At 23.9% G+C, this 17,470-nt stretch carries 15 protein-coding genes; 11 read left to right on the forward strand and 4 right to left on the reverse strand.

Going from position 1 to position 17,470, the window contains the following annotated elements:
* Positions 1 to 291 precede the first annotated feature (291 nt).
* The 3 genes from KYD98_RS05375 (at position 292) to KYD98_RS05385 (ending at position 2,667) form a co-directional block, all read left to right on the forward strand.
* Positions 292 to 1,380 carry an HD-GYP domain-containing protein gene (locus KYD98_RS05375; RefSeq protein WP_219778570.1) on the forward strand — a complete coding sequence of 363 codons (1,089 nt, stop codon included), beginning with the start codon at positions 292 to 294 and terminating at the stop codon, positions 1,378 to 1,380.
* 166 nt (positions 1,381 to 1,546) lie between these two features.
* The gene (locus KYD98_RS05380; protein ID WP_219778571.1) at positions 1,547 to 1,978 is read left to right on the forward strand and encodes a DUF4489 domain-containing protein; all 432 of its coding nucleotides are present in this window, start codon (positions 1,547 to 1,549) and stop codon (positions 1,976 to 1,978) included.
* A 104-nt stretch (positions 1,979 to 2,082) separates the two neighbouring features.
* Positions 2,083 to 2,667 carry a DUF4489 domain-containing protein gene (locus KYD98_RS05385; protein ID WP_219778572.1) on the forward strand — a complete coding sequence of 195 codons (585 nt, stop codon included), beginning with the start codon at positions 2,083 to 2,085 and terminating at the stop codon, positions 2,665 to 2,667.
* Between the two features lie 96 nt (positions 2,668 to 2,763).
* Here KYD98_RS05385 and KYD98_RS05390 read toward each other — a convergent pair whose 3' ends face one another.
* Positions 2,764 to 3,876, reverse strand: coding sequence for an amidase domain-containing protein (locus KYD98_RS05390; protein WP_219778573.1), 1,113 nt, complete (start codon positions 3,874 to 3,876; stop codon positions 2,764 to 2,766).
* Positions 3,877 to 3,906: 30 nt separating this feature from the next.
* A complete protein-coding gene (locus tag KYD98_RS05395; RefSeq protein WP_219778574.1) occupies positions 3,907 to 4,818 on the reverse strand; it encodes a M15 family metallopeptidase in 912 nt (303 codons plus the stop codon).
* A gap of 354 nt (positions 4,819 to 5,172) precedes the next feature.
* Here KYD98_RS05395 and KYD98_RS05400 point away from each other — a divergent pair, with 354 nt between their 5' ends.
* Positions 5,173 to 6,336 (forward strand): class I SAM-dependent methyltransferase, encoded by a 1,164-nt coding sequence (locus KYD98_RS05400; protein WP_219778575.1) that lies wholly within the window; start codon positions 5,173 to 5,175, stop codon positions 6,334 to 6,336.
* A 136-nt stretch (positions 6,337 to 6,472) separates the two neighbouring features.
* On the opposite strand, the gene KYD98_RS05405 is transcribed toward KYD98_RS05400, so the two are convergent.
* The gene (locus KYD98_RS05405) at positions 6,473 to 7,972 is read right to left on the reverse strand and encodes a phytoene desaturase family protein (protein ID WP_219778576.1); all 1,500 of its coding nucleotides are present in this window, start codon (positions 7,970 to 7,972) and stop codon (positions 6,473 to 6,475) included.
* A 265-nt stretch (positions 7,973 to 8,237) separates the two neighbouring features.
* On the opposite strand from KYD98_RS05405, the gene KYD98_RS05410 reads away from it, so the two are divergent.
* Positions 8,238 to 8,657 carry a hypothetical protein gene (locus tag KYD98_RS05410; protein WP_219778577.1) on the forward strand — a complete coding sequence of 140 codons (420 nt, stop codon included), beginning with the start codon at positions 8,238 to 8,240 and terminating at the stop codon, positions 8,655 to 8,657.
* Between the two features lie 122 nt (positions 8,658 to 8,779).
* On the opposite strand, the gene KYD98_RS05415 is transcribed toward KYD98_RS05410, so the two are convergent.
* Complete coding sequence (locus KYD98_RS05415; RefSeq protein ID WP_219778578.1) at positions 8,780 to 9,742, reverse strand: glycoside hydrolase family 73 protein; 963 nt, start codon at positions 9,740 to 9,742, stop codon at positions 8,780 to 8,782.
* A 410-nt stretch (positions 9,743 to 10,152) separates the two neighbouring features.
* Here KYD98_RS05415 and KYD98_RS05420 point away from each other — a divergent pair, with 410 nt between their 5' ends.
* The 6 genes from KYD98_RS05420 to KYD98_RS05445 all read left to right on the forward strand — a co-directional run bounded on the left by KYD98_RS05420 (position 10,153) and on the right by KYD98_RS05445 (position 17,295).
* On the forward strand, positions 10,153 to 12,102 hold the full coding sequence (locus KYD98_RS05420) for an ABC transporter ATP-binding protein (protein ID WP_219778579.1): 1,950 nt from the start codon (positions 10,153 to 10,155) through the stop codon (positions 12,100 to 12,102).
* 52 nt (positions 12,103 to 12,154) lie between these two features.
* Entirely contained in the window at positions 12,155 to 12,343 is a 189-nt protein-coding gene (locus KYD98_RS05425; RefSeq protein WP_219778580.1) for a hypothetical protein, read from the forward strand.
* Positions 12,344 to 12,435: 92 nt separating this feature from the next.
* Entirely contained in the window at positions 12,436 to 15,699 is a 3,264-nt protein-coding gene (locus KYD98_RS05430; RefSeq protein ID WP_219778581.1) for a DEAD/DEAH box helicase, read from the forward strand.
* A 34-nt stretch (positions 15,700 to 15,733) separates the two neighbouring features.
* Complete coding sequence (locus tag KYD98_RS05435) at positions 15,734 to 16,432, forward strand: MgtC/SapB family protein (RefSeq protein ID WP_219778582.1); 699 nt, start codon at positions 15,734 to 15,736, stop codon at positions 16,430 to 16,432.
* Positions 16,433 to 16,615: 183 nt separating this feature from the next.
* Positions 16,616 to 17,044: a hypothetical protein gene (locus tag KYD98_RS05440; RefSeq protein WP_219778583.1), complete on the forward strand. Its 429-nt coding sequence runs from the start codon at positions 16,616 to 16,618 to the stop codon at positions 17,042 to 17,044.
* Positions 17,045 to 17,124: 80 nt separating this feature from the next.
* Positions 17,125 to 17,295: a hypothetical protein gene (locus KYD98_RS05445; protein ID WP_219778584.1), complete on the forward strand. Its 171-nt coding sequence runs from the start codon at positions 17,125 to 17,127 to the stop codon at positions 17,293 to 17,295.
* Positions 17,296 to 17,470: the final 175 nt, after the last annotated feature.

Raw genomic sequence — 17,470 nt, forward strand, 5'->3', positions numbered from 1 at the left:
ATATATTAAACGTTAATTGCAAATACGTTTAAAAATAAAAAACAACAAAATAAAATAAAATCTATAACACATATATTTATTTTATGACATAATATTTCAAATTAATGCAAGTTTTTGTTATAATAGAATTATAATTTTAAAATTATATATTATTTAAATTTTTTACAAAATAAATAAATATTAAGAGAAAAACTAAAAATTATTTATAAATTATAGAAATAAAAATCGTGTAAAAATGTTATGAATGCTAACTATTGGATAAAAATTAATAATTTTAGGAGATAGAAAAATATGAGATTAGTTCCAATTGAATGTGTAAGACCAAATACAGTGCTAGGAAAAACATTATATGATATTGAAGGTAGAGTTTTATTAAAATCAGGAGTAATATTAGGAGAAAAAGTTATTTCAAAAATAAGAGAACTTAATATTTTATCATTATATATAATTGATGAATATAGTTCAGATGAAATTGAAGATATTATTAAACCAGAATTAAGACAAAAAGCAATTATAACTATAAAAGAAGCTTTTTCAGATATAAATAAATTTACCGTTGCAGATAAGTATTCTAAAAAAGAAGAACAATATTATGAAAATATTGGGAATATGACAGAAGATTTAATTGATGAAATATTAAATAATAAAGAAGTAACTTTATCTTTAGTAGATATAAGAAGTATGGATAATTATATTTATGCCCATTCAGTAAATGTTGCTATAATATCACTTATTCTTGGAATAAAGTTAAAACTTCCTAAAAGTAAATTAAAAGCACTTTGTATGGGGGCATTATTGCATGATATTGGAAAATCATTTATTCCAAAAGAAATTTTAAATAAAAGTGATCAATTTACATTGGAAGAAATTGAAGTTATAAAAAAACATAGTAGTTTAGGGTATAGATATTTATCTGATTCATATAATTTAAGTTCACATAGTAAAATGATAGTACTTCAACATCATGAAAGAATAGATGGAAGAGGATATCCAGATAATCTATCAAGTGATAAAATAAATGTTTTAAGCAAGATTGTAAGTATTGCAAATATATATGATTATTTATCAACAGATAGTCCTAATAAAAGAGCTATGTTTCCAAATGATGTTTTAGAATATTTAATGTCTAATGCAGGAATTATATTCGATTATGATATGGTTAATATTTTTTGTAAAATAGTGGTTCCATTTACCAAAGGTACATTGGTCAATCTTAGTAATGGTGATAAGGCAATAGTAGAAGAGAACACACCAAATCTTCCATTAAGACCAGCTATAAAAATACTAGATAGCCATGATAAAAACAGGGTAGGACTTAAAATTAATCTTTCTAATGATCCATCACTTATAATAGACGAAATATGTTACCAAATAGACTAAAATAATTTTATTTAAATTAAAAGATAACAACTATAAAAAATAGGAGTTATCTTTTTTTGTTTTATGAAAATCTACTAAAGCTATAACCATGTATTGTAACAATATATAATTTATTAGAATATATTATATTATAACGACACAAATGATAAAAAGGAGGAAAACATTAATGGGGAAAGCAATTTTAAAAGCTAATACTGGTGGAGTAGGTCCATTACCAGTATTAACAACACAATTAATAAAGGATTTACCAGTAACAAGTGTTACTATAGATACTTCAAAATTAAAAGATCCTTCAGTACTTTTAACTTTTACTTCACAAATAAATATGACAGCAGAGCTTAATGTAAATTTAGTATTTACTGTTAAAAAATATGTAGAAAATGGATCTGAGCAAACAGTTGGAGGTTCTTGGGTATTTTCATCAATAGCAGAGGTATTTGAAGCAGAAACATTTGCATTTCAATTTTATGATATAGCTGCTAATCCAGGAAAATTCACTTATACTGTTCAAATTTCATCGAATTCATTTATAGGTGTTGCAGCAGGATTAACTATAAGTAATGCTACTTTAAGTGTTTTGGCAGTAGATCAAGATTAGATTTAAAGTAATAATTATAAGAATATTATCATTTATAATTATTATATACGATAAATATATTTATTTAATTAAAGCAAAAGATAAAAAAAGGAGGATGAACGAATTTGAAACCTTTATATTGTGGAGCAAATCAAAATAGAAATGCTCAAACAAGAACGGCAGAAGAAAGAAATTTTGAAAGATATTTACAAGAAGTTTCAGCTCAAGCATGTTCTAATCAAAATGTGCAAAGAACTTGCAGAGTAAAAAGGGAAGAAAGAAATAATGTCATTTTAAAAGCTAATACTGGTGGTGTAGGCCCATTACCAGTATTAACAACACAATTAATAAACGATTTACCAGTAGCAAGTGTTACTATAGATACTTCAAAGTTAAAAGATCCTTCGGTACTTTTAACTTTTACTTCACAAATAAATATGACAGCAGAGCTTAATGTAAATTTAGTATTTACTGTTAAAAAATATGTGGAAAATGGTTCTGAACAATTAGTTGGAGGTTCTTGGGTATTTTCATCAATAGCAGAGATATTTGAAGCAGAAACATTTGCATTTCAATTTTATGATGGGCATGCTAATCCAGGAAAATTCACTTATACTGTCCAAGTTTCTTCAAATTCATTTGTAGGAGTTGCAGCAGGTCTTAGTATAACAAATGCTACTTTAAGTGTTTTAGCTGTAGATGAAAATTAAAAGTATAATATAAATTATATTATAAATGATCTGCCCCAAATTTATTATTTTAGTTAAAATCAAAATATAAATAAATTTTGAGGCAGTGATTTTATATTAATAATGTACTCTTATTAACCAAAATTTAATTTTTTTATTACTCCAGCCTAAATCCCAAGGAACATTATTTCTATCAGTATTATGGCAAGTGACTAAAGTATAGCCTTTTGAATCAGCTCCAGTAACAACAGAAATATGTGTTATATCTCCTTTTTTTTCGTAAGCTACAATATCTCCTGGAAGAAGTTTGTAAGATAATTTATATACTTTTTCATAACTTCCTCTTGCTATAACAGAAGCCCTTCCACTATTTAAAATATAATTAGTAAATTTATCTGCATTTACCCATTCTCCTGTAGCACTCCCTTTTTCATAATTCCATGCAGAATTTTTTTTGAATTTTCCACCTTCATGTAATATTTGTGAAGCAAAATTTGCACAATCTCCTCCTTCACAATTAAAATTTTTATACTTTTTATTGTATTTAAATTCATTTTCTTCATCATTTGATAATCCACAAAATTTTTCAGCATATTGTAGTGCATTTTTTCTTTTTTCATTAATATTAGAAAAATCTCTTCTAGGTTGTACTTTTATAAACTCTTTTATATCATCTACTTTAATATTTTCCAAATTTAGAGAATCTGCAAAAGGATCAGTATACCATTCTTTTACTATTTTTAATTCATCATTTTTATTAACTACTTGTAAACAATGATATGTTCCTATCTTTGATGTATTAATTAAATCAGGTTGATCTGGATATATATATTGATATTCTGTACTACAGAGTATGTTAAAAGATGATAGCTTTTCTCCAACTTTAGATTTTGTAATTTTAGTTTTAGGTTTTATATTTATAAATTTAACACCTTGCTTTTCAGCCCAATTATTTATATACTTTATTTTCTTTTCTTCATATTGATAAGCCCATTGTCCAAGTTTTCCTTCAGTATTATATATATTTTTTAAACATTCTAAATCTTGAGTTAATATTGCTTTACTTTTTATATGAAATACATTTTCTACATAATTTTTAATATCATCATCACTAATTGTATATGCTGAAACTTTTTTATAATTATAAGTATTAATACATAAACCTATTATTATAATTGTAACAATACGTATAGTTATTATTGAGGCTCTTTTTAATTTAGATATTAACATAATTACTACCTCTTTCTAATAATTAATATTTTAATTTAATGTTTTTTCAATAATATCAATATAGTTTTTAGTAGTTTCTTCTTCAACAGGAGCACCTTCATACCATTTATTATTCTTATTAAAAGCAGTAAAATATCTAGCTTTCAATATTATTTCAGGCCTATATTCAAAATGTAAAATATCAAAATGTCCCCATTTTCCACCCCAAATAAAATTATTTTTTTCAAATGCATCAACCAATTCTTTAGGATATTCTGAAACTCTTTTTGAACCATCTTCTTGTGAACACCATTTCCAATAATCTTTTCTATCACTTTTTAAATCAATTGCTATACCATAAGAATGAGGGCTGAGTCTTCCAGTACCAGAAATAACTCTATAATTATAAGTTCCACTAGGTGGATAAAGTATTGAAGCTATATCACCTCTATTTTTTGAAAGTGGTATAAGTTCTTTTAATACCTCTTCTAAACATGTATTAGCATTATTTTTTTTATTAAATTGATAATTTTTATATCCATATTTTAAATGAGTTAAATTTGATTCTATAGCTTTTTTAGAGTTCCCATAAACTTCTCCTAAAAGATCATACTGTCTAGCTCTTCCTGGATCAAAAGTTTTATCCATAACATTAGTATTTTTTTCAAAAGGATAATATTGTTCTAACATATCTTGAAGATCTGGATTTTCTAATTTTTGTTCATGAGTTTTATTTAATTTATCATCGTATAAAATTTTTTTACCAGATTTCATAATTATATATACTTTATCATTATCTTTTTTTTCAACTCCTACTATATATTCTGGATAAGCTAACATAAGAGTTAAAATATCTTGTTTCATTTGTATAACATAATCCATATTATCATTTGCATTTGATTTGACAGATATGTTGAAAATAACTAAAAAGCATATTATAAAAATATTTAGTTTTTTTATCATTATCTTCATCACCACCATTTAAAACTATATATAAATATAGTTTATCCAAATAAGCATTGAATATGTGTTTTAGAAATAGAGACTATATATTAAATATACTAGTATTTTTTAATAATGCTATAAAAAGATATTATATATAAATTCTTATAAAAAAGTTTAAATTACTTAAGTTACAATATATAATATTGTTATTACATATAAAGATACCTTTAAGTTTTTATTTTAAATTTATAATATCTGATATATATGTAATTATTAAATAACAATAAGTTAAATTTATTAAATTCAAAAAATAAAGTTTAGTGAATCTATTAGATAAATTTGCTTATAAAATAAACGATAAGGTGTGGAAAAATGGAAGAATTAAAAAAAGCAATTAATGAGATTGCAGAGCAAAATATTATAAAAGTAGTAATTAGCAATAAAATTAACAAAGATGTTAAATATAACAAAATAACATTTATATTAAAAGAAAACAATAAAGAACAATATTATCAAATAGAAAAATATACTGATAAGCAAGTATTTCATGAAAATATCAATATAAATATGTTTAAAAATAAGCTTTTAGAATATGTATTTTCTAACTATAAACAACTTTCAGCTTGGGCAGATAAATATACATTTGATTTGAAAATATCTAAAAAAGGTAAAGTTCATTTAGGTAAAAAGAAGAGTGATAATGCAAAGCTTGTTAATAAAAACCATAATAAAGAAAAAAATTATATTCTTAAAGAGGGTATGCTAATTCAACCTCTTATTGATTTAGGTGTCTTCACTAAAGAAGGTAAGGTTATTAATTCAAAATATGATAAGTATAAACAGATTAATAGATTTATAGAGATTATAGATGATGAAATCAAAAAAAATGAATATAAAGAACTTACTATATTAGATTTTGGATGTGGAAAATCATATTTAACATTTGTATTATATTATTATTTTGTAGAAATTAAAAAAATTAATGTAAAAATGATAGGTTTAGATCTTAAATCAGATGTCATTAGAAAATGTAATGAAATAGCTAAAAGATATAATTATGCAAACTTACATTTTGAACTAGGGGATATAAATGGATTCAAATATAATAATAAAGTCGATATGGTAATAACGTTACATGCATGTGATACAGCTACAGATTATGCTTTATATAATGCAATAAAATGGAATAGTAAAATGATATTTTCAGTTCCATGTTGTCAACATGAATTTAATAGTCAAATGAAATCTGAAAAATTTTCTATACTAACAAACTATGGAATAGTACAAGAAAGAATAGCAGCACTTATGACTGATTCAGTTCGTGCAAATCTTTTAGAATGTGCTGGATATAAAACTCAACTTCTTGAATTTATAGATATAGCACATTCTCCTAAAAATATATTAATTAGAGCATCAAAAATGAAACTATCTAAGGATAAAAAAGAAAAATCTTTAAATGAGGTTAAAAATTTAATAAATGAATTTAATTTTAATCCAACATTATTTAACTTATTAAAAGAAGATAATTTAATATAAGATTTATGTTTTTAATAAACGTCTATTCCAGATCTAAAGTTTATCTTGAGTTAATGGGATAGACGTTTTATATAAATACAAAAATTTTATAATACATATATTTTGCTAACAATAAAGAGAATTATAATAATATTTATTATAATTTATATAAATCACATATTCTATCACAACAAATTTTAGAAGATTTAAGAACCATAGAAATTCCATTGCCAGGATGTGTAGATGCTCCTGTGAAAAATAAATTTTTAATACCTTTTATTTCAGATTGTGGTCTGAAAATATTAGTTTGATTTAAAGTATGACTTAAACCAAAAGCACATCCATTGTAAGTATTAAAAGTATCATAAAAATCAAGAGGTGTTAGATATTTTTCTAATACTATATGATCTCTTATATCATTAAGAGTATCTATTGATGATAAGAGATTTAAAATTTGATTTTTAATATTAGCTATAGTTTTAAAATTCCAATTTATTTTATTGTAAAGCAGATTAGGAACTCTTACCATAATATTGATTATTTCGTAACCATTAGGACAAACACTATTATCTATAGAACTAGGACAATAAATATATAATGATGGATTTTTTGAAAGCAATCCTTTAAAAGGGGCATTTATATTTTTTTTGAAATTTTTATTTATATATATATTATTTACATTAAGTATTGGATATTTTTTATTTAGTCCCAAGTATAAAATAAATGTTGAACAAGAATATTTTAACTTGTCTATTGGTTTAAATAATTTTTTAATATCATTATTTTCTATAAGTTTATCTATAGTATAAGAATAATCACTATTACAAATGATTAAATCAGCAAATTTTTTTTCATTATTAACTAAAACACCAATCGCATTATTATTTTTATCAAATAATATTTTCTTAACTTCATGTTTAGTTTTAATTATTCCATTTTGATTTAGTATAAGTTTTTCTAATGCTTTTATATATGAATATATGCCTCCTTTTATATGATATAATCCTTCTATTTGTGTTACTGCTGGTATAGAATTGTATATATTAGATGCATCATAAGGAGATACCCCTATATACATACTTTGAAACAAAAGATAATCTATAAGTTTTTTATTTTTAATATGTTTTTTACAATCTTTATAACAAGAGGGAAGTGTTCGTAAATCTAGTGTTTTATAAATTATATTTGGATTGATAAAATCATTAGTTTTAAAGAAAGCTCTATTTAAAAAATATTTATTAGAAATAAGATATTTTTGATAATTATAAGATATAAAATTAAAGTATCCATATATGTCATTAATATTTCCTTCAGTTATGTTATATATTTTTTTAGACAAAGATGATAATTCACTATCAAAATTATAAGTAGTATTATCATAATAAAATACTTTATAAAGTGTTTTTAAAGGTATAAGAGAAAAGTAATCCTTATAATTTTTATTACAATACTTAAATATTTCAATGTAATCTGTATAAAACATTAGTAAAGACGCAGTTAAATTAAATTTAAAGCCACCATATTCTAGTAAGTTAGTTTTACCTCCAATAGTTAAATTTTTTTCAAGTATTTCAACTTCAAAACCCTTAGATAGAAGTCGTGCACCAAGTGAAAGACCTCCAACACCTGCTCCAATAATAATTGCTTTTTTATTCATAATTATTACTCCATAAAAATAAAATTAAATTTATAATTAGTATTGTCAAATACTAAGCAAATAAATCAGAATAAGTATTTATTAATAAGTTCTTTTAAATTTGTTATATAAAACAGTTTGCAAGTGTTAAAAAATGTATACTTTAATTATGGGATGAAATTTATTTAAATAGAGAATTTAATTTAAAGATTTTAAAATTAATGTTATAATAAACTATCTTAATAAGATTTAATTATTAAATAAAATAGAAAAGTGAGAATAGAAAATGAAATTTGAAAAACTAGAAAAAACAATAAATAAATTGGATGCTGATATTGAAGCACTAAGAAGAGTTAAACACTATTTATCAAATGTAGATGAGATTAATGAAATTTCAGATCTTTTAAATAAAGAAAGACAAGTGTATGCAGATGAGCTATATTTAGAAGATGCAATAGCTTATAATGAGTGTTGTGAAAAAATAAAAGAATTATTAGATAAAGAATTAACCCAAAATCAACAAATAGAATTATTAGAATTTATAAAAGAACAACATGGAAGAAAGTCACCTAATGTTAGTAAAAAAAGTCATGGCCTTAATGCTTGGCTTAAATTTCTTGATATTGAATGTAAATGGATTGAAAATTTAGAAACAGATTGGTCTATCTTAATAATAACTGGTATTGGAGTACATAATCAAAAATAATTATTGTATATTAGTATTAATTTAATGTATGCAATAATGTATATAATTATTAACAATAAAGCTAATAGTATATAATATTATTAGCTTTATTGTTAAATTTAATTTTTCTGTACAGTATAGTTTTATTTTTGACTTTGTACATTACTGTCAATAATTTGTAAATCATTTTCTCTTATTATATCAGTTAATAAATCAGCATATATGTTATTTCCATTTTTATCTTGCTTTGTGCTATATCCTGCATTTTCAATTGATTGAGCTTGTTCTATATATTGAGAAGATTTAAAAACACCATGTTCTTTATAGCGTTTATTATTTAAAAGGAATTTACCATAATCTTCTAAAGAATCTGCTTTATTTTCATAGCTTCTAAAACTATCCTTTATAACAGAGTTGTAATACTCTGATGTAGTCATAGTTATTATTTTCCCTTTCCAACTACTATCAGCTTTTATTCCAAATAAATTATTTGCTTTAATACTAAGATCTGATTTTCCCCAATTAGATTCTAAAATAGCTTGAGATATTGTAATAGACGGAAGAATTCCATACTTATTATATAATTCAATTGCTTTTGGAGAAAGTTCAGTAATGAACTCTTTGGTAGATGAACCTTGCATTAAATTATTTGGCACCAATCCTATAAATTCTAATTGTTTTAGATATTTATAAGTTTGTTTTTTTTGAGAATCACTAAATGATAATTTGTTAAGCACACTTTCTAAATTTATAAGTTCATACTTATTTTTTTTATTATCTTTTTGTAAAAATGTTTGTCCTAATTTTAATATCTCTTGATCATTTGAGTTTGAAATGTTTTTATCATATCTAACATAATCAATTGCAGCAAGATGTTTCCAATTAACTTGTAACTTTCCTTTACTTACACTATCGGCTGAATTTATATAACGTTTTATTTCTGTATAATTTAATTTTATATTATCCTCTTTATGAAAGAAATATAATAATGTAAATCCAATACATATAAGAATAAATATACTAAATACCATTTTTAATATTTTGCTTATTGCTTCTTGTATTTTTTTAGATATTGTATTTTTTCTTTTGCTTTTGTTAGTTATCATTTCTATTTTATACCGCCCTTTTTATTTTTATAAGTTGTAGGTTTATAAATTAGTATTTATTATTAAATTAAGGTTTACATTTATATCAATAATCTATATTAACATAATATTTCTTTATTTTTATAATATTATAGTAATATTAAGTTTTTTTTAAGCAATAGATATACTTGGATCAAATATGAATTAAAGTTTCTGCTTTTATACAATTAAATAGTAAAAAGAGGACTATTAAAAGACGAACTAGCAAAATTAGAATGTCATAGAGGTATAAATTTAAGAGAAGCTTAGAATCATTTATTTACATTAGTTTATATGTGATTTTTCTTTTATAAGGTACTATTTTTAAAAATGTGTTAAAATAATAGGTAGATTATTATTATGAAGAAATACATAAAGGAGTTTTAATTTTAATGAATATAATTACATTAGAGAATATACATAAAAGTTATAGTGAAAAGACACTACTTAATAATATATCATTAGGTATTAATGATGGTGATAAAATTGGACTTATAGGAATTAATGGTACAGGGAAATCAACTTTTTTAAAAGTTGTTGCTGGGAAAGATGAATTTTTTGATGGAAATATAACAAAAGGGAAAAATGTAAGAATAGAATATCTTTCGCAAAATCCACAGTTTAAAAGCGGAGCTACTGTATTAGAACAAATTTTTAGAGGCGACACAAGAGAAATGAAACTTCTTATGGAATATGAAGATTTATTAGAAAAAATAAATTCTTGCAATAGTGAAGATTTTGATGAGTTAAATAATAAGCTTATAAAACTTCAAGGAGAAATTGATTCTCTTAATTTGTGGGATTTAGAAAGTGAAGCTAAAAGTATTTTAAATAAACTTGGAATATCTAATTATAATGAAAAAATTGATAATTTATCAGGTGGACAAAAAAAGAGAGTTGCCCTTGCATCTGCATTAATAACTCCATGCGAATTACTTATATTAGATGAGCCTACAAATCATTTGGATGCAAAGTCTATAGAATGGCTTGAAGAATTTCTTAATGCAAGAAAAGGTGCTTTGTTAATCATTACTCATGATAGATATTTTTTAGATAGAGTGGCTAACAGAATAATAGAATTAGATAGAGGAAATCTTTATTCATATCCAGGAAACTATACAGCTTTTTTAGAGAAAAAGGTTGAAAGACTTGAAACAGAGCAAGTTCAAGAAGAAAAAAGAGAAGCTTTAATAAGAAATGAATTAAAATGGGTAAGAAGAGGTGCTAAAGCTAGAACAACTAAACAAAAAGCTAGACTTCAAAGATTTGACGATCTTGTAAATACTAAAAGTATTGAGAGACAGGAAGATGTACATATGTCTTTTGTTGGAACAAGACTTGGTAAAAAAGTAGTTGAATTATATGATGTGTGCAAATCTTTCGATAAAAAAGAGCTTATTAAAGATTTTAATTATATATTTTTAAGAGATGATAGAATCGGAATAATTGGGGAAAATGGTGCTGGTAAAACTACATTGGTGAATTTAATTAGAGGGGTATTACCTTTAGATAGTGGAACAATAGAAATAGGTGATACTGTTAAAATAGGTTGCTTTGCTCAAGATAATTCTAATATAGATCATAGTTTAAGAGTTATTGATTATGTTAAAGAAGGTGGAGAATACATTCCAACTGAAGATGGGACTAAAATAACAGCCTCTTCAATGTGTGAAAGATTTTTATTTGATAGCATAATGCAGTATACACCAATTGAAAAATTATCAGGTGGAGAAAGAAGAAGACTTCATCTCTTAAGAGTTTTGATGGAATCTCCAAACTTTTTAATTTTAGATGAGCCTACTAATGATTTAGATATTGAAACATTAAAAATTTTAGAAGCATTTTTAGATGATTTTATTGGAGTTGTAATTGTTGTATCTCATGATAGATATTTTTTAGATAGAATTTGTAATAAGATATTCTCTTATGAAGCAAATGGAAAGATTAAAGAATATAACGGAAATTATAGTGATTTTTTAATTGCAAAAGAAATTGAAAAATTTGAAGAGTCAAATCAAAATTCAATATCTGATAAATCAAGTAATGGTTCTAAAAAGCAAGGAAAAGAAAGAATTAAAAGTAAAGATGATAGACCAAAGTTTACATTTAAGGAACAAAAAGAATTTGAAACTATAGATAATGATATTGCTAATCTTGAACAAAATATGGAAGATGTTGAAAAACAATTAGAAAAAAATGCTACTAATTATGGGAAACTTAATGAATTAATTAAAGAGAAAGAACAAATCCAACAAGAATTAGAGCATAAATATGAAAGATGGGAATATTTAAATGAAATAGCTGCAGCCATTGAAGAATATAACTTAAATAAAAATAAATAAATTTAAAGATATTTATTTAAGTAAACTTTTAACTATTTAGGAGGATGAAATTATGGAGTTACACGTGTATTTAAAAGGTAAAAAAGAACCTACAGTATTTAAAGGTGATAGAATAGATGTTTTAGATATAGAACTTCAAGGAAAGAAGTATAAACAAATTAGATATTTTAGAAAAGGATTTTCAAAGTCAGAATATATAGATGCTTCTTTAATAACAAGATTTAAAGAACTAAATAGCTAAATTAATAAGTAGTATACAGTACTTGATAAATGTTTATATTATAGTATTTATTAGGTACTGTAAATTATTATATTTTATTGTAGGTGATATTATTGATAAAACAAATTTTACTAGAAGGATTTAATAAGAGTATAAGTGGTAGAAATAGATTAAAAGCAGAAAACATATTAAAAAATGACTTGATAAAAGATATTAATGTAAATGTTGATAAACATATGATAGATATAGTATCTTCTGTTATCTCAGAAAGTCTTTTTAGTGAATATTCATGTAAAATAGAAATTGATAGTAAAACAAAAGAAGTTATAGGTACCTATTGTAGTTGCTTGGACTTTGAAAAAAAAGAATTTTCTAAGGATAATTATTGTTGTAAGCATTTAGTTGCTTCGTTTTATTATCTATTAAATAAAATAGATAATGATGAAGAATTAACGAAAAAGTTTATATTTTTAGAAGATACAAATAATAAAGATGGTGAAATATTTTCTTCATCTACTAATAAAGGTCAGGATACTTTAGCATTATTGTTAGATTCTAATAAAGAAAAAGTTAAGTTTGAAGTAACATTAAATAGAAATAGTTGGTCTTCAAAACTTCAAGCTGAATTTAAGATAGGACTTAAAAATCAAAGCAATAAAATGTATATTTTAAAAGATATAAATCAGTTTTTAACTTATATGTATAACAAAATGCCAATTAAGTATGGTAAAGAATTTATTTTTGATATAAGAAATCAAAATCTTTCTTTTGAGGATAGAAGATTAATTAAATTTCTATATAGAATTAATGAAATGGAAGGATTACAAAGCAGTTTTAGAAGAAGCCAAGATAAATTAATTAGTGGAAAAACATTAACTATTCCAGATATATTGGTTAAACCTTTTTTAGAAATAATAAAAAATCATAGAATTTGTCTTGGCGATGGATTTTTTTGTAGAATAATTGATTCGGAAATATTATATGAGGATATTCCTATTCCTTTTTCGCTTTTAGAAAAGAATAATAATATTATATTAGAAGCACCAAATGGCATGCCAGAGGCGCTTACTCAAAATGAAGATGTATTTTTATATGGTACGTCAATTTATATACCATCTGTAGAGCAATGTGAAAGATTAACTCCTTATCTTAAAGTATTTAATGCAACTTCAGGTATTACATTTAATAAAAGTGATGAAAAAAGAATATTAAAAGAATTAATACCGTCAATACAGCAGTTAACAAATGGATTAATATTATCTAAATCAATTAAAAATAAAGTAATAATAGCACCTGTTACATTCAAATTTTATTTTGATAAGGAAAGAGAAAATGTATATTTAACTTTAAAAGTATCTTATGCTGGACATGAATTTAATTATTTTGAAGAATTTAAAGATAAAGTTATATATAGAGATGCTCAAAAGGAAAAAGAAGTTTATGGATTAATAAAGAGACTAGGGTTTGAAGAAATAAATAATAAGTTTATTTTTTTTAAAGATGATGATGATATATTTAAATTTTTTAGATATGAAGTAGAAAAATTACAAGATTATGGTGAGGTATTTTATTCTGAGCGTTTTAAGGGTATAAAGAAGATATCTAAATCAGATTTCAAAGGAGAAATTAGAAAAGGAAAATATGATTATTTTAATTTTGAATTTGTTTTAGGGGATATTTCTAAGGAAGAAACATCAAATATACTTCGAAGTTTTAGAGATAATTTGAAATATTATAAACTTGAAAATGGAGAACTTTTAGATTTAGAAGAGCAAAATTTAAAAGAAGCTTTAACATTATTAGATAATTTGCTTTTGGAAGAAACTTTAAATAATAATTTTATTGAGGTTAATAAAAATAGAGCCGTTTATTTAGAACAATATTTAGATGATAAAGATTTGAGGTTTATAACTGGAAGAGATGAATTAAAAGAACTTAAAGGAAGACTAAGAAATATTAAAAATAAGGCATTTCAACCACCATTTGGTCTTCAAGCTAAATTACGTGAGTATCAAAGGGACGGATATAATTGGTTCAGAACACTTGATTATTTAGGATTTGGTGGAATACTTGGAGATGAAATGGGACTTGGTAAAACTCTTCAAGCAATAACATTTTTATTATCAAAACCTAATTCATATTCGCTTATAGTAGCACCAACTTCATTAGTATATAATTGGTTTAATGAGTTTAAAAAGTTTGCTCCTTCTATGAAAGTATGTATAGTAAATGGAAATAAAGAGGATAGGGAAAGTTTAATTAAATCTTATAATGATTATGATGTAATAATAACAACATATAATCTTTTAAAAAGGGATTTAGATCTTTATACAATGGAATTTAGTTATTGTATTTTAGATGAAGCTCAAAACATTAAAAATCCCTCTTCACAAAGTGCAAAAGCTGTAAAAATGATCAATGCTAATGGAAGATTTGCATTAACAGGTACTCCAATAGAAAATTCTTTAATGGAGCTTTGGTCAATATTTGATTTTATAATGCCAGGATATCTTTTTAATGAAAAGAGATTTACAACAAGATATTATAGAAGACTTGAAGAGGAAAAAGAAATATTGGAAGAACTTAATAGACTTGTAAAACCATTTATATTAAGAAGATATAAGAAAAATGTAATTAAAGAATTACCAGATAAAATCGAAAAGCGTTTATTAATACCATTAAGTGACGAACAAAAATTAGTTTATAAAACTTATTCTGATTATGCTAAAGAATTAATATCAAAAAAAGTAGAAGATGATGAGTTTAAAAATAGCAAAATAGAAATACTATCTTATATAACAAAATTAAGACAAATATGTTTAGATCCATCCATAGTAATGGAAAATTACTCAGGAGGAAGCGGCAAAATAGAAGCACTTATAGAATTATTAGATCAAAGTATCGGTGAAGGACATAAAATATTAGTATTCTCACAATTCACTTCTGTGCTTAAAAATATAGCTAACATCTTAAAGCAAAATAATATTTTATTTTCATACTTAGATGGTTCAGTTTCATCTATTAATAGAATGAAAATGGTAGAAGAATTTAATGAAGGAGAAAATTCAGTATTTTTAGTATCACTAAAAGCAGGTGGTACAGGACTTAATTTAACTAGTGCTGATATAGTAATACACTTTGATCCTTGGTGGAATCCAGCCGTTGAAGATCAAGCTACAGATAGAGCACATAGAATAGGTCAACAAAATACTGTTGAAGTTATAAAACTTATATCACAGGGAACTATAGAAGAGAAAATAGTTGAACTTCAAGATGTTAAAAGAGAACTTATTGATAAAATTTTAAGTGATGATTTAAGTGTAGGTTCATTAATAAGTACATTGAAAGAAGAAGATATTTTAAGTTTATTTAATTAGACATTTAAAAGTATCACTAAAGGTAGGTGATAGTATGCATGAATTAATACTCTATTTAAGAGAGATTAATACTATATCAATTATTTTAAGACTTACATTAGCAACAATTTGTGCTGGCATCATTGGTGCTGAAAGAGGTAGAAAAAATAGACCAGCTGGATTTAGAACACACATTTTAGTATGCATTGGAGCAACTATTATTATGATAACAAGTCAATATATGACTGATATACTTAAATTATCAGGTGATGCTAGTAGAATGGGAGCTCAAGTTATAAGTGGAATAGGTTTTTTAGGTGCAGGAACTATAATGGTTGTTGGTAAAAATCAAGTTAAAGGTCTTACAACAGCAGCAGGACTTTGGGCATGTGCTTGTATGGGGTTAGCAATAGGAATAGGCTTTTATGAAGGTGCAATTATATCGTGCATATATTTATTGGGAGTCGTAACAGGACTACATAAACTAGATAATTATATGCAAACTCACTCTAAAATGATGGATATATATGTGAAATTTGAAGATATTAATGGGGTAGCTAATTTTATGTCTTCTGTTAAAAAAGATGGAACTAAGATATCAAATATTGAATTAAGGAAAACAATTGATGAGGAAAACAAAAAAATTATTGGCTTAGTAATGACATTAAAACTTATTAAAACGTGGGACCATATGGAATATATATTATCTATTCATAATATTGATGGAGTTTGTTCTGTAGAAGAAATAATATAAAATTTTATTAATAATAAAAATTATGCAAGGCACTTACAGAAATGTAGGTGTCTTTTCTTATACAAAAATTGGAAATAAGATTAATTTTAGGATAGCGTTTAATTAAATTCCTTTTTATATTAACACTAAGAATAGTTATAAAATATTTTGTATACACTATGTTTAAAAAGGAGTGTAACAATTATGAATGGAAATGCAGAACTGTTAAATTTTATATATCAAAATTCACAAATGGGAGTAGACACTATTAATAAATTAATGGAGTTAGTTGAAGATAAAAATTTTAAAGAACATTTAGATGAAGAATTAAAAACTTATAAAGAAATACATACTAAAGCTAAAGAGCTTCTTAATTTTAATGGTTATGATGAAAAAGGTATAAGTGCAGTTGAAAAAATAAGAACTTACATTATGATTAATATTCAAACGTTGAGGAATAAGACGACATCTCATATTGCTGAAATGCTTATACTAGGAAGTAATATGGGGATTATAGATGCGATAAAAAATATTAGAAAATATAATCAGGGTGAAAAAGATATCTTAAATTTAATGAAACAATTACAGAAGTTTGAAGAAAATAATGTAGAAAAATTAAAAATGTTTTTATAATAAAGTTTATATGGCATATTTTAGAAAAAATTAAATATAATATTTAAGAAGTTATTAATATTATAGGAGTATTATATAGTATGCCAATTAAAAAAAAGGTAATAATAGATAGAACACAAAAAAATAAAAAAGATAATATTCTAATAGAAGTTACTAAAGATCAAGAAATTGGAGATTTTATTAATGGTTTTGAGGTAATAAAACCAGTTAAAAGATACGGAAAATACTATGTATTAGTAAAAAATAAGTGATTATATCAACATAAAATAGAAGTTATAATTAATTTATAATTTCTATTTTTTTATAAAAAATTATAATTGTTAAATCTATAATATGATGTTAAAATAATTTTGGGTGGTATCTTATGGAACCTCACCAGAAATTTTTAATAATTAATAATATATAGCAACTCATATCTATAGGAAT

Source organism: Clostridium weizhouense, assembly GCF_019431045.1.
Taxonomy (GTDB): domain Bacteria; phylum Bacillota; class Clostridia; order Clostridiales; family Clostridiaceae; genus Clostridium; species Clostridium weizhouense.

Bases quoted from the DNA above. Each gene is read 5' to 3' on its own strand.
- KYD98_RS05375 (WP_219778570.1), top strand. From the start codon at position 292: ATGAGATTAGTTCCAATTGAATGTGTAAGACCAAATACAGTGCTAGGA.
- KYD98_RS05380 (WP_219778571.1), top strand. From the start codon at position 1,547: ATGGGGAAAGCAATTTTAAAAGCTAATACTGGTGGAGTAGGTCCATTA.
- KYD98_RS05390 (WP_219778573.1), bottom strand. From the start codon at position 3,876: ATGTTAATATCTAAATTAAAAAGAGCCTCAATAATAACTATACGTATT.
- KYD98_RS05395 (WP_219778574.1), bottom strand. From the start codon at position 4,818: ATGATAAAAAAACTAAATATTTTTATAATATGCTTTTTAGTTATTTTC.
- KYD98_RS05400 (WP_219778575.1), top strand. From the start codon at position 5,173: ATGGAAGAATTAAAAAAAGCAATTAATGAGATTGCAGAGCAAAATATT.
- KYD98_RS05405 (WP_219778576.1), bottom strand. From the start codon at position 7,972: ATGAATAAAAAAGCAATTATTATTGGAGCAGGTGTTGGAGGTCTTTCA.
- KYD98_RS05410 (WP_219778577.1), top strand. From the start codon at position 8,238: ATGAAATTTGAAAAACTAGAAAAAACAATAAATAAATTGGATGCTGAT.
- KYD98_RS05415 (WP_219778578.1), bottom strand. From the start codon at position 9,742: ATGATAACTAACAAAAGCAAAAGAAAAAATACAATATCTAAAAAAATA.
- KYD98_RS05420 (WP_219778579.1), top strand. From the start codon at position 10,153: ATGAATATAATTACATTAGAGAATATACATAAAAGTTATAGTGAAAAG.
- KYD98_RS05425 (WP_219778580.1), top strand. From the start codon at position 12,155: ATGGAGTTACACGTGTATTTAAAAGGTAAAAAAGAACCTACAGTATTT.
- KYD98_RS05435 (WP_219778582.1), top strand. From the start codon at position 15,734: ATGCATGAATTAATACTCTATTTAAGAGAGATTAATACTATATCAATT.
- KYD98_RS05440 (WP_219778583.1), top strand. From the start codon at position 16,616: ATGAATGGAAATGCAGAACTGTTAAATTTTATATATCAAAATTCACAA.
- KYD98_RS05445 (WP_219778584.1), top strand. From the start codon at position 17,125: ATGCCAATTAAAAAAAAGGTAATAATAGATAGAACACAAAAAAATAAA.